This is a genomic window from Phocaeicola intestinalis (assembly GCF_014837065.1).
Lineage (GTDB): Bacteria > Bacteroidota > Bacteroidia > Bacteroidales > Bacteroidaceae > Phocaeicola > Phocaeicola intestinalis.
Genome location: NZ_JACSPP010000024.1, coordinates 35,819 through 48,742 on the forward strand (window position 1 = coordinate 35,819; position 12,924 = coordinate 48,742).

A 12,924-nucleotide genomic window follows, 5' to 3' on the forward strand; every position below is an offset into this window, starting at 1 on the left:
AGCTTCTCTTTTTATTCAGATTAAAACACAATTAAAAACTTAATAGACGAATGGATGATTTTAGAAAATATGCTGTCAAGCATTTAGGCATGAACAGCATGGTGCTTGATGACGTAATCAAGTCGCAGGCAGGTTATTTGAATCCTTATATTTTGGAAGAACGTCAGCTGAATGTGACGCAGCTTGATGTGTTCTCGCGTTTGATGATGGACCGCATCATTTTCCTCGGAACCCAGATTGATGATTATACAGCCAATACCTTGCAGGCACAGCTGCTGTATCTGGATTCAGTAGATTCGGGTAAAGACATTTCTATTTATATCAATTCTCCGGGCGGGTCGGTATATGCCGGTCTGGGTATTTATGACACAATGCAGTTTATCGGTAGTGATGTGGCTACCATTTGTACCGGTATGGCTGCTTCGATGGCTGCGGTGTTGCTGGTGGCTGGCAAGGAAGGCAAGCGGTCTGCGTTGACGCATTCACGGGTGATGATTCATCAGCCGATGGGAGGAGCACAGGGTCAGGCATCCGACATTGAGATTACGGCACGTGAAATACAGAAATTGAAGAAAGAATTGTACACGATTATCGCCGAACATTCGCATACCGATTTCGATAAGGTATGGGCAGACTCGGACCGTGATTACTGGATGACAGCACAAGAGGCCAAGGAATATGGTATGATTGACGAAGTGTTGTCGCGTAAACCGGTATTGTAGTATTAACGAGTAAACAAAGTATCAGATAACAAGTTGGCAAAGACCTGAATGGTAATTAAGAAGTCTTGCCAGCTTGTTGACTTTTTCAACTAAAAAACAAGAAAATTGGAAGATAAAACGAATCAAAGAGGCAAACGGCGTTGCAGCTTTTGTGGACGGTCGGAAAATGAAGTGGGCTTTTTGATAACGGGGGTCAACGGATGTATTTGCGACAGTTGTGCCGAACAGGCGCATGAAATCGTACAGGAAGCTGTTCGCCAGAAAGGAAACGGTTTGAATCTGAATTTGCAGGATTTACCGAAACCGAAAGAAATCAAGGAGTTTCTTGACCAATACGTCATCGGGCAAGATAGTGCCAAGCGTTACCTTTCGGTGGCTGTTTACAATCATTACAAGCGTTTGTTGCAGCCCGAGAGCAAAGATGATGTGGAAATCGAGAAGTCGAATATCATAATGGTAGGAAGCACCGGAACTGGAAAGACATTGCTGGCGCGCACCATAGCCAAGTTGCTGCACGTACCTTTTACCATTGTCGATGCTACGGTCTTGACCGAAGCCGGTTATGTGGGCGAAGATATCGAAAGCATCCTCACCCGCCTGTTGCAGGTAGCAGACTACAATGTTGCCGAGGCAGAACGAGGTATTGTGTTTATTGATGAAATAGACAAGATAGCCCGTAAGGGGGATAATCCTTCTATTACCCGTGACGTCAGTGGTGAAGGGGTTCAGCAAGGTTTGCTGAAGCTCTTGGAAGGGTCTATCGTCAATGTGCCTCCTCAGGGCGGACGTAAGCATCCGGAGCAGAAGCTTATTCCGGTAAATACAAAGAACATCTTGTTTATTTGTGGAGGGGCGTTCGATGGGATAGAACGTAAGATTGCCCAGCGCCTGAATACGCACGTGGTAGGATATGGTGCAGCAAAGAATACGGTGAATATCGACCGCAAGAACTTGATGCAGTATATTGCACCTCAAGACTTGAAGTCATTCGGCCTGATTCCTGAAATTATCGGACGTTTGCCGATACTGACTTATCTGAATCCGTTGGACCGTACGGCATTGCGCAACATTCTGACCGAACCCAAGAATTCCATTATCAGGCAATATATCAAATTGTTCGAAATGGATGGCGTGAAATTGGAGTTCGAGCCGGAGGTGTTCGAATATATTGTCGATAAGGCTATCGAGTATAAGTTGGGAGCCCGCGGCTTGCGCTCCATCGTGGAAACCATTATGATGGACACGATGTTCGAGGTTCCTTCGCACAAGGTGGATACCTTTGTCGTGACGCTCGATTATGCGAAAGAACAGATGGGAAAAGCGAACATCTCGCGTCTTCAAATGGCTTAAAAACATGGAAAGTGATGAAAAAAGTAGTTTTTTCTTGAATTTATTCCTAAGAAATTTGCATAATATCAAAACTTGTTTATAACTTTGTTAAGAGGAAAAAGGAATTATTCTCTTGAAAAACTTGAATACTAACATCACTTAAAATGAAGAGACAATGGCGGAAAACATCAATTTAGCAGCACAATTGAAAAAGTATTTCGGTTTCGATACATTTAAGGGAAACCAGGAAGCTATTATTCGTAACCTGCTGGCAGGCAAAGATACATTTGTGTTAATGCCTACCGGTGGAGGGAAATCTTTGTGTTATCAGTTGCCTTCCTTATTGATGGAAGGTACGGCTATCGTGATATCTCCGCTCATTGCTCTGATGAAAAATCAGGTAGATGCGATGCGCAACTACAGCGAAGAAGATGGAGTAGCGCATTTCATTAATTCTTCACTCACGAAATCAGCGATTGATCAGGTGAAGTCGGACATCTTGGCTGGAAAAACCAAGTTGTTGTATGTGGCTCCCGAATCATTGACGAAAGAAGAAAATGTTGATTTCCTGAAGCATGTAAAAATCTCTTTTTATGCAATTGATGAGGCGCACTGCATTTCTGAATGGGGACATGACTTCCGTCCGGAATACCGCCGTATTCGGCCGATTATCAATGAAATCGGAAAAGCTCCGGTGATAGCATTGACGGCAACGGCTACACCTAAAGTAAAAATGGATATCCAGAAAAATTTAGGGATAGTGGATGCAACTGAGTTCAAGTCTTCTTTCAATCGTCCGAACTTGTATTATGAGGTACGTCCTAAGACCAATAATATAGACAAGGATATTATCCGTTTCATTAAGCAGAATCCGGAAAAATCAGGTATCATTTATTGTTTGAGCCGGAAGAAAGTGGAGGAGCTTGCCGAAATCCTTCAGGCAAATGGCATTAAGGCGCGTCCTTATCATGCCGGTATGGATTCGGCTACACGGAATGCCAATCAGGATGCTTTTTTGAAGGAAGACGTTGATGTGATTGTTGCCACCATTGCTTTCGGTATGGGAATAGACAAGCCGGATGTCCGGTTTGTAATTCATTATGATATGCCGAAAAGCCTGGAAGGGTATTATCAGGAAACTGGGCGTGCTGGACGTGACGGAGGGGAAGGCCAATGTATAACGTTCTATTCGAACAAAGACTTGCAGAAGTTGGAAAAATTTATGCAGGGAAAGCCTGTTTCCGAACAGGAAATTGGAAAGCAATTACTGTTGGAAACTGCAGCTTATGCCGAATCATCAGTGTGCCGTAGAAAGGTGTTGTTGCATTACTTCGGTGAAGAATATACAGAAGATAATTGTGGTAATTGTGATAACTGTTTAAATCCGAAGAAACAAGTGGAGGCTCAGGATTCATTGTGTGCAGTGATTGAAACAATCATTGCAGTTAAAGAAAACTTTAAACAAGATTATATTGTTGATATCCTTTTGGGAAAAGAGACAAGCGAGGTATTGGCGCACAAACACGAAGAACTGGAAGTGTTCGGTTCGGGTATGGGCGAAGAAGAAAGGTTGTGGAATGCCGTGATTCGCCAGGCGCTGATTGCCGGATATTTAAGTAAAGATGTAGAAAACTATGGCTTGCTGAAAGTGACGGCTGAGGGACGCAAGTTCTTGAAGAAGCCTAAATCGTTCAAGATTGTAGAAGATACAGATTTCGATGAAGAAGAAATCGAAGACGTGCCGATGCGCGGCGGTGCTTCGTGTGCCGTTGATCCGGTGCTGTTCTCTATGCTGAAAGATTTGCGCAAGAAGATGTCAAAGAAACTGGATGTACCGCCTTATGTCATATTTCAGGATCCGTCGTTGGAAGCAATGGCTACCATCTATCCGATAACATTGGAGGAACTGCAGAATATTCCGGGAGTGGGTGCCGGTAAGGCTAAACGTTACGGACAGGAGTTCTGCGATTTGATCAAGAAGCATTGTGAGGAGAACGAAATCGACCGTCCGGAAGATTTGCGTGTGCGTACAGTTGCCAATAAGTCGAAACTGAAAGTCTCTATTATTCAAAGTATTGACCGTAAAGTAGCGCTTGATGACATAGCTGTAGCAAAAGGAATCGAATTTAATGAATTGCTTGATGAAATCGAGGCTATAGTCTATTCTGGCACAAAACTGAATATCGATTACTTTTTGGAAGAAGTCATGGATGAAGACCACATGCTTGATATTTATGATTATTTCAAAGAGTCTACTACAGACAAGATAGACGATGCCATGAGTGAGCTGGGAGGTGATTATACGGAAGAAGAAATCCGGTTGGTGCGCATCAAGTTCATTTCAGAAATGGCTAATTGATAGTTGTAGGTCCGTTATCGGACAATGTGCGGAAATATGAGGAAGGAATCATGACGGAACATTTGTCATGGTTCCTTTTTATATGAGAAGCTGTTTTGAATTTCTCCAAAAAGTTTTTCTTGTCTTGATGTATACGTTTTCGTGTGTGCTTTGGGCGATTTTTTGGTCTTTTTCGCCCCTGTTCTTCGTCAGATAGCCCGCTATCTTCCTCATCACAGAAGCGAAAATGCCTCAAAAACTCATCCCAAATCATTGCACGATAAATTCAAAACAGCTTCTGAATATTAGACCACGAGGAAAGGAAATGCCGTATGCCAAAGTAAGTGTAAGGAGGCTGAATGTGAAATATTGAACATTTTTCATTCGTGGAGGATAAGCGTTGTCAAAGGATAATGTGCGATATTTGCATTGTAAAAAGGAAGATGGTTTATGATTAGAATAGGAATTGATATAGGTTCTACTACGGTAAAAGTTGTGGCTTTGGATGAAACGGATCGGATATTGTTTTCGAAATATGAAAGACATCATGCCCGTGCAAAAGAAATTTTAATCATCCTTTTGCATGAATTGCAGGCAAAGGTCGGGGATAGGGAAATCAGGCTAAAGATAACAGGTTCGGTAGGCATGGGATTTGCAGAACGCTATGCTTTTGATTTCATTCAGGAAGTTGTAGCGGCCACCAAAGCCATTCACCACGATTATTCCCAGACTGCTTCGATGGTTGATATAGGAGGTGAAGACGCGAAAGTGGTGTTTTTTAAGGAAGGGAAAGCTGCAGATTTACGTATGAACGGCAATTGTGCCGGAGGTACAGGAGCTTTTATCGACCAGATGGCTGTATTGTTGGGAGTAAGCATCGATGAGTTGAACGAACTGGCTTTGCAGGCTGTACGTATTTATCCCATAGCCTCACGTTGTGGAGTGTTTTGTAAGACCGATATTCAGAATCTGATAGCTAAGAATGTGAATCGTGCCGACATAGCTGCATCAATTTTTCATGCGGTGGCGGTACAGACAGTCGTTACATTGGCACATGGATGTACCATTGCTGCTCCGGTTTTGTTTTGTGGAGGACCGCTTACCTTTATTCCGGCTCTTCGGAAAGCTTTCACAGAATACCTTTCACTTTCTGAAAGCGATGTAATATTGCCCGAAAATGGAACACTATTGCCGGCATTGGGGGCTGCATTGGCGTGCGGGGAGCAGGAAACACTTTACATGCTATCTTCGTTGATAGCCCGCTTGGACAAAAAACTGCCGGATGAGGCATCTGCTCATTCGCATCTGGTGCCTGTTTTTGCCGATAACGAGGCATATATTCGATGGAAAGCGCGTATTTCCAGCCATGCTGTGAGGCGTTCCGAATTGCCTGTAGGAAATTTGGATGTTTTTATGGGTATTGATTCCGGATCTACTACTACGAAGATTGTTGTGACCGATTCGGATTTCCGGGTTTTATATTCCTACTATTCTCCTAATAAAGGCAATCCGATACAAGCTGTAGAAAACGGATTGAAAGAATTGCAGCGTATGTGCGCCGAACGGCATACCGTGTTACATATCAAAGGCGGATGTTCTACAGGCTATGGAGAAGATCTTATCAAAGCTGCCTTTAATCTGGAGCATGGCATTGTGGAGACCATTGCCCATTATTTGGCAGCACATTACCTGAATCCGGATGTATCGTTTATTCTTGATATAGGCGGACAGGATATGAAAGCCATCTTTGTGAATAATGGTGTTATTGACCGTATTGAAATCAATGAAGCCTGTTCGTCGGGGTGTGGCTCGTTTATCGAGACATTTGCTTGTACACTGGGATATTCTTTGGAGGACTTTTCTGATGCTGCTTGTCTGTCTGGTTCTCCTTGTGATTTGGGAACCCGATGTACGGTATTTATGAACTCTAAAGTGAAACAGGCACTCCGTGAAGGAGCAACGGTGGGTGATATAGCTGCTGGTCTTGCCTATTCGGTCGTGAAGAATTGTCTTTATAAAGTGCTGAAATTGAAAGATACTTCAGCATTGGGGGGGCACATTGTGGTACAGGGGGGCACGATGCGGAATGATGCTATAGTGCGTGTCCTGGAACTGTTGACAGATGCCGAGGTGACCCGCTGCGACATGCCCGAATTGATGGGAGCTTTGGGGTGTGCCTGGTATGCCTTACAGCATCCGGCAGTATCATCTGTTACGTTAGAAGATATGCTTGCGAAGGCTTCCTATACATCTCGTCTGTTGCATTGCAAAGGATGCGACAATCAGTGTCTGGTCATTCGGTATCAGTTTGACAATGGGGCACAGTATTATTCTGGAAACCGGTGTGAAAAAGTTTTTACCAATCAGGGAACCGATGCGGTTGGGAAGGGGATGGACGCTTACGAGTATAAGAGTGCCTTGCTTTTCAATCGTACATCCGATGTGGTTTGTCCCAGGCTGAAAATAGGAATTCCCCGCTGCCTGAACATGTACGAAGAATATCCGTTTTGGCATGCTTTGTTTGCAGCTTGTGGGATGCAGGTCTGTTTGTCCGATGTTTCCAATTATTCCCGGTACGAAGCAAGTGCCTGTATGGTGATGTCCGATAATATTTGTTTTCCTGCCAAACTGGTACACAGCCATATCCAGAACCTGATAGACAAGCAGGTCGACCGGATTTTCATGCCGTTTGTGGTATACGAAGGACAAGAAGATGGGCAAAATAGTTACAATTGCCCGATTGTGACCGGCTATTCGGCAGTAATACATAGTGTACAGGATACTTCTGTGCCGGTAGATTCTCCCGTTATCGGTTTCAAGGACCGGAAGCTGTTGTTTATACAGTGCCAGAATTACCTCCGTAGTCTTCAAGTAGACGACCGTACTATCAGACAGGCTTTCGAGGCTGCTGTACAGGCACAAGATGCTTATATCCGTCAGTTGGTTGCCTACAATGAGGAGGTTTACCGTCAGGCAAAGGAGAAACATGCTTTGACCATTCTGCTTGCCGGCCGTCCTTATCATACGGACGAATTGATACAACATAAAGTTTCCGGAATGCTTGCCGGTATGGGTATCTATGTCATTACCGATGATATAGTGAGGCACAGTAACATAAAGGTTTGCGATGTACATTTTTTGGCGCAATGGTCTTTCCCCAACCGGATATTGGCTGCTGCCGAATGGGCTTCTGCACATACAGATGTACAATTCGTGCAGTTCACTTCATTTGGATGTGGTCCTGACGCTTTCCTTACCGATGAAGTGCGAAACCTGTTGGCACGTCATCATAAGGTATTGACATTGCTCAAACTGGATGATATCAATAATGTCGGTTCGATGAAGCTGCGCATCCGTTCGTTGATAGAAAGTCTGAAGCTGGCTGGAAATGAGACCGGAAAGAAACTTCCGGAAGAACCTTTTCAAACGACTCCTGTGTTTACAGACGAGTGCCGGAAACGTAAGATACTGATTCCTTTCTTTACGCCTTTCCTTTCTCCCTTGATTCCGGCAGTAATGAAGGTGGCTGGATACGATGTCGAAAATTTGCCGTTGAGCGATACCGAGTCATGCGAATGGGGATTGAAATATGCCAATAATGAGGTGTGTTATCCGGCTACACTGATAGTAGGTGATGTAATCAAGGCATTCAAAAGTGGAAAATACGACCCACATCACACGGCGATTGCCATGACACAGACAGGAGGGCAGTGCCGGGCAAGCAATTATGTCGGGCTTATCAGGAAAGCATTGGTAGAGGCTGGATATACAGACGTACCGGTGGTGTCGTTCACTTTTGGCAATGCCATAGAGAACCGTCAGCCCGGATTCAAAATCAACTGGTTCAGGTTATTGCCTGTGGCAATGTATGCTATTCTTTATACCGACTGCATTGCCAAGTTTTATTATGCTTCGGTGGTGCGTGAGCGGAAGCCGGGCGAAGCTGCACGTCTGCGCACATTGTATTTGAATGCCGGGACACAGTTCATTTTAGACGGTAAGGCAGAGGATTTGCTGTGTTATCTTTCGTTGGCTGCCAATGATTTCAATCAGATTTGCAGCGATGAAGAACGCCCGAAAGTGGGTGTGGTGGGAGAGATTTTCCTGAAGTTTAATCCTTTTGCACAAAGGCATATTGTCGATTGGCTGATCGAACGCCGTATTGAAGTTGTCCCTCCACTGTTGCTTGATTTCTTTATGCAGAGTTTTGTCAACAGCAGGTCAGACGAAGAAGAACATCTGACGCGCAAGTCTTTGTTCCGGTTCATACATGGACTGGTGTATGCACTTATCCGCAAGCAGATAGAAAAGGTTAACCGTACGGCTGCCAAGTTCCGTTATTATACACCTTTCGAAGATATATTTGCCGAGGCGGAAGAGGCACGCCGGGTGATAACGCTCAGTGCGCAGTTTGGTGAAGGCTGGTTGCTTCCAGCCGAAGTGATGTCGTGCGCCCGTAGAGGAGTGGACAATGTCATCAGTCTGCAACCTTTCGGCTGTATTGCCAATCACATCGTATCGAAAGGTATCGAAAAACAGATGAAGCGTTTCTTCCCCGATTTGAATCTGTTATCGCTCGATTTCGATAGTGGTGTAAGCGATGTAAACATCATCAACCGTTTGCTGCTGTTCATCGATAATTTGAAATAGTTGACAAGGATTTAGGTAACGAGTTGACAAGTTGACGAGTTGACAAGGTTTTTAGGTGACAAGCTAACGAATTGGTGGAATGTCGGATATTGTTGGCAAAACTATTCAGGGCCTTGTCACCTTGTTAACTCGTCACCTTGTCAACTGATTCATCGGCTGGTGGGGAGCGAAAACTCCTGCCAGTCGTATTCATTACCTTCGTAGTCGGCTATAGCAATGTGAATAAGCACTTTGCCGTCTTTCAAGCGTTTCCCTCCTTTCAGGTGGGCGGTATATTTGATGCCGTCGTGTGGGGCAATCTGTTCTATCATCACCGATGGTGATATGTATATGCGCTTGTTGTCGGTCTGTACAATCGGTACGGCATTGTATACCGTCTCTTGGCTGGTATTGATGATTTCGAAGATGACTTTGCTTCCCTCTTCTGCCTGGATGATGTGGTCACGGTTTTCATCAATGAAACGGATGTTACGTATTTGCAGATAGCTTACGCTTGACGGTGCGTCTTGCGGGTGTGGGGCATAGTCATGGTTCTCTTCTACCACGTAACCCTGCTGCGCTTTACGTTCTTGTGCCGAACTGATGGCTCCTCCGATAGCGGCTCCTGCCAAGGTGCCTACCAGTGTGCCGATAGCCGAACCCCGATAACCTCCGTCCCAGTGCCGGTTGTTTCCTACCAGTCCTCCTATGGCTCCTCCTACGTTTCCTCCTATCGAAGCTCCAGCCAGAGTGGAAGTAGTCTGATATGCGCTTCCGCATCCGCATAGGACAAGGGTTGCCAAGCTTAAAGCAATCATCTTCTGTTTCATATTTTCGGATTTTAGATTCTTCCTCGACAAATATACGAAATTTTCCTGTAATGCAGTACTTTTATGTCACTTGAAAAAGTAATATATACTGCATCTGCCGATGAAGTTATCTTCTCCGGCAGTTTCAGTGCACTGAAACTGCGGATGCAGTATATATTACTTTCCGTAGGTATTTATGGTCAATCGAAAAAGGAAGGCATGTGTTTTGACGAACATAAGTGAGTTGCCCGTTTAACATAAGTAAGTCGGGCGATTTACATAAGTGAGTCAGGCGTATCACTTATGTTCGTTTACGGGGGCTCTTGGTTGCGTGTCTTTTCCTGATTTCGATAGATACTTTTCAAAATAGATAGTTAGACGAGATAAGACTAAGGACTTATAACGCATCATAATAAGCCAAATCACTTATTTCCCCGTTTTATAAGTCAATTAGCTTATAATGTTTTGGCCGGTAGAGATATTATTTATTGAATTCCGCAATGAGCCAATGTAAGGGCGGGGTTCGCCCGTCCGTATTCGCCTGCGTGGATGTATTCGGGCAGGCAAACCCTGCCCCTACAAGTTAATTGGCAAGATGCGGACATTCATAAAAATTTAAAAGATTCTGTGTACCTGTGTCTTCTGTGGTGAATCCCGATCCGCATCATCTTATTTGCTGAATGTCACATTTTCTACATGTTCGCCGATGAAAATCCGTGCCATATCGCCTGTTTTGTACCATGCAGGTTTGCCGGGCATGTCGTCGGAGATAACCGTACCGTTGATGCGGAGGTTCTCGAAGCGGATGTTTCTTACCAAGCGGTCGCGGTCGTAGCCGATGATGTGCGACAGTTCGGCATGTGTGCCGTTGTAAGTGATATCCTTGAACAGGACGTTCTCGATGCCTCTTCCGGGAGCGGTACAATACTTCTTATTATAGAAGATGCGGAGGTTGACCAGTTGTCCCCGGCGGAAATCCTCGATGCGGATATTCTCGAAACGTACGTTACGCACCAGGTTGTTGTCGCCTGCATTGATTGCCAGGCAGCCTTGGTAATCTATTTGTTTTTCATGATGGTCAAGGATGTCTATGTTCACATAGTTCAGGTCTTCCATGATTTCGAATTTGCCCGAATCGCCATGCAGGCCGATGAAAATGGGATGTGCTACGTCTGCCCAAAGCGTGGAGTTTTGCATGGTGATGTGGCGGCATCCGCCTTTATATCCTAAACGGGTGGCATAGACGGTGGTGCAGTCGTCTGAGTTCCGGCAGAACACTCCGTCGAACAGGACATGGCTGCTGGCAAAGACATTCATGCCGTCTCCCCAACCGTATGAGCTGATAGCCTTGACGTTGCGGATGGTGACATGTTCCGACTCACCGGTGGGGCATTGGGTGGTAATCAGTCCCTCTATCTCTACGTTGCGCGAGCGGCTTACCCTGATTCCTTCTCCTCTTTTGTCGGGATGCACAATGCCTCGGCCTGCTATTTTCACATCGTGTGCATCCTTGACGTGAATGCATCCTTTTACTACCGCACCTCCGGCTACATAGACTGTGGTTCCTGATGGGACGTTGAGCGTATCGCCCGGCAATTGGTGCACGCCGGGTGCAAAGTAGATAAAGTCTTTCGTCGTCCGGGGCTTTGCCGGACGGTTTGTGTCGATGGGGTTGGCAAAGAGGTGCAGATTATGGAAGATATCGCCGTTTACCTCTACCGAGAGATTGCGCGGCCTGTCCAGTCGGAACGTGATGCTGCGCCCGTCTACATCAGGCAGGATGTTGTAAGAGAGGGGGCGGATACGTGCCTGTTCAACCGGTGCGTTTGCCGTGACTTTCACTTCTACCGTACCGGAAAAGTCGAAATAAGCCAAAGAGGCGAGTTCTACGTTGTCGGGAGCTTTTACCTTGACGGCATACGTATCTATGTTTTTCCATTCGCCTTCCGGTGTTCTTACCTGGACAGTGAAGTCTTGTTTCATTGTAACTTCTTCGGATGCGGGAGCCGGATAGGTGACCAGTTCTTGTCCCCGGCATATTGTTGGATTTCCTGATACCAACAACAAGGCAAGTGCTGCCAGAAAAATGTGTTTTCGTTTCATCATGGATGTTATTTATAAATGTTAGACTTTTGGTATATATACGGACAAGTAGGGAATAACACTTAGTGAAAATCGGATTTTTTTGGAAAAAACTTCGATTTAGAGTGTCATACAATTATTTGAGACTTTCTGTTGTTGTTTATTATTGTATTGATTATGAGTTTGTTATTTGCTTATTGGTCTGTATCCATTGCATGAGATAGCTTTGACAGGTAAAAAGTTTTGTATTTCTTAAATCTGCTTTGCATTTGCAGCGTAATCATTAAATCAAAACACTAATGGCATGGAAAACCGTATGAAACTATCTGACCGGTTGATAACCGAATATTATGAAGAATACCGCCAATCTGTCTTCTTCTATATTTGCCGGCGCATCGAGAACAGGAGCGATGCGGAAGACCTGACTCAGGATGCTTTTCTACGATTGCTTGAATATCGGATGATGATCCGCCGTGATACGCTGAAGTATTTTCTTTTTACTATTGTGCGTAATCTTTTGAACGACTACCTGCGTCGTTATTATAAAAGGCAGGAAATCGATAGGTATTTATATGATACGCTCCCGGTCACGACCGTGGAGCCTGAAAGCCGGATGGTAGCGGACGAACTTCGGAGGCTGGAAAGCCGACGGGTGTCCGCGCTTCCGGAACAGCGCCGCAAGGTATATATAATGAGCCGTTTTCAGGATAAGCCGGCAGAAGATATTGCGGAGGAGTTGAAGCTGTCACAGCGTACGGTGGAGAATCATCTCTTCATCAGTCGCAAGGAGGTGCGCGAGTTCATCCGCCAATGTATATGAGTTTGTAAGTTTTTGAGTTTTTTAGTTGGTAAGTTTTTTAGTTGGGGCATGACAGGGACTTGTAAACGGGGAAATTCAAGAACGGATGGATTTGAAAGTATAAAACAAGAGACAATAAAATAGAGTTTATGTAAATTAGTTATGATAGTTCCAAGGGTTGATTTTAATTCTGAGATTATGCAGTGCCATACATGT

General features: G+C 44.8%; 8 protein-coding genes. 5 read left to right on the top strand and 3 right to left on the bottom strand.

Annotated elements, in window-relative coordinates; all coding sequences use genetic code 11:
• Nucleotides 1-50: 50 nt before the first annotated feature.
• From clpP to recQ, 3 genes are all read left to right on the top strand, one after another.
• The gene (clpP, locus tag H9625_RS09115) at nt 51-722 is read left to right on the top strand and encodes an ATP-dependent Clp endopeptidase proteolytic subunit ClpP (protein ID WP_022040078.1); all 672 of its coding nucleotides are present in this window, start codon (nt 51-53) and stop codon (nt 720-722) included.
• 105 nt (nt 723-827) lie between these two features.
• Entirely contained in the window at nt 828-2,072 is a 1,245-nt protein-coding gene (gene clpX / locus H9625_RS09120; protein WP_022040077.1) for an ATP-dependent Clp protease ATP-binding subunit ClpX, read from the top strand.
• Between the two features lie 154 nt (nt 2,073-2,226).
• The gene (gene recQ, locus H9625_RS09125; protein WP_191764026.1) at nt 2,227-4,410 is read left to right on the top strand and encodes a DNA helicase RecQ; all 2,184 of its coding nucleotides are present in this window, start codon (nt 2,227-2,229) and stop codon (nt 4,408-4,410) included.
• On the opposite strand, the gene H9625_RS09130 is transcribed toward recQ, so the two are convergent.
• Nucleotides 4,403-4,663: a hypothetical protein gene (locus tag H9625_RS09130; protein ID WP_158098046.1), complete on the bottom strand. Its 261-nt coding sequence runs from the start codon at nt 4,661-4,663 to the stop codon at nt 4,403-4,405. The genes recQ and H9625_RS09130 overlap by 8 nt on opposite strands.
• A gap of 176 nt (nt 4,664-4,839) precedes the next feature.
• Between H9625_RS09130 and H9625_RS09135 the strand changes: the two genes are divergently transcribed.
• On the top strand, nt 4,840-9,039 hold the full coding sequence (locus H9625_RS09135; RefSeq protein WP_191764027.1) for an acyl-CoA dehydratase activase: 4,200 nt from the start codon (nt 4,840-4,842) through the stop codon (nt 9,037-9,039).
• 149 nt (nt 9,040-9,188) lie between these two features.
• Here H9625_RS09135 and H9625_RS09140 read toward each other — a convergent pair whose 3' ends face one another.
• Entirely contained in the window at nt 9,189-9,848 is a 660-nt protein-coding gene (locus H9625_RS09140; protein WP_191764028.1) for a glycine zipper family protein, read from the bottom strand.
• Between the two features lie 648 nt (nt 9,849-10,496).
• Nucleotides 10,497-11,930, bottom strand: coding sequence for a glycosyl hydrolase family 28 protein (locus tag H9625_RS09145; protein WP_191764034.1), 1,434 nt, complete (start codon nt 11,928-11,930; stop codon nt 10,497-10,499).
• 283 nt (nt 11,931-12,213) lie between these two features.
• Between H9625_RS09145 and H9625_RS09150 the strand changes: the two genes are divergently transcribed.
• Nucleotides 12,214-12,729, top strand: a complete 516-nt coding sequence (locus H9625_RS09150) for a sigma-70 family RNA polymerase sigma factor (RefSeq protein WP_191764030.1) — start codon at nt 12,214-12,216, stop codon at nt 12,727-12,729.
• The last annotated feature ends 195 nt before the right edge of the window (nt 12,730-12,924 follow it).

What these genes read in the sequence shown, in the direction of transcription:
- clpP (WP_022040078.1), top strand. Translation starts at nt 51, where the DNA reads ATGGATGATTTTAGAAAATATGCTGTCAAGCATTTAGGCATGAACAGC.
- recQ (WP_191764026.1), top strand. Translation starts at nt 2,227, where the DNA reads ATGGCGGAAAACATCAATTTAGCAGCACAATTGAAAAAGTATTTCGGT.
- H9625_RS09130 (WP_158098046.1), bottom strand. Translation starts at nt 4,663, where the DNA reads ATGATTTGGGATGAGTTTTTGAGGCATTTTCGCTTCTGTGATGAGGAA.
- H9625_RS09135 (WP_191764027.1), top strand. Translation starts at nt 4,840, where the DNA reads ATGATTAGAATAGGAATTGATATAGGTTCTACTACGGTAAAAGTTGTG.
- H9625_RS09140 (WP_191764028.1), bottom strand. Translation starts at nt 9,848, where the DNA reads ATGAAACAGAAGATGATTGCTTTAAGCTTGGCAACCCTTGTCCTATGC.
- H9625_RS09145 (WP_191764034.1), bottom strand. Translation starts at nt 11,930, where the DNA reads ATGAAACGAAAACACATTTTTCTGGCAGCACTTGCCTTGTTGTTGGTA.
- H9625_RS09150 (WP_191764030.1), top strand. Translation starts at nt 12,214, where the DNA reads ATGGAAAACCGTATGAAACTATCTGACCGGTTGATAACCGAATATTAT.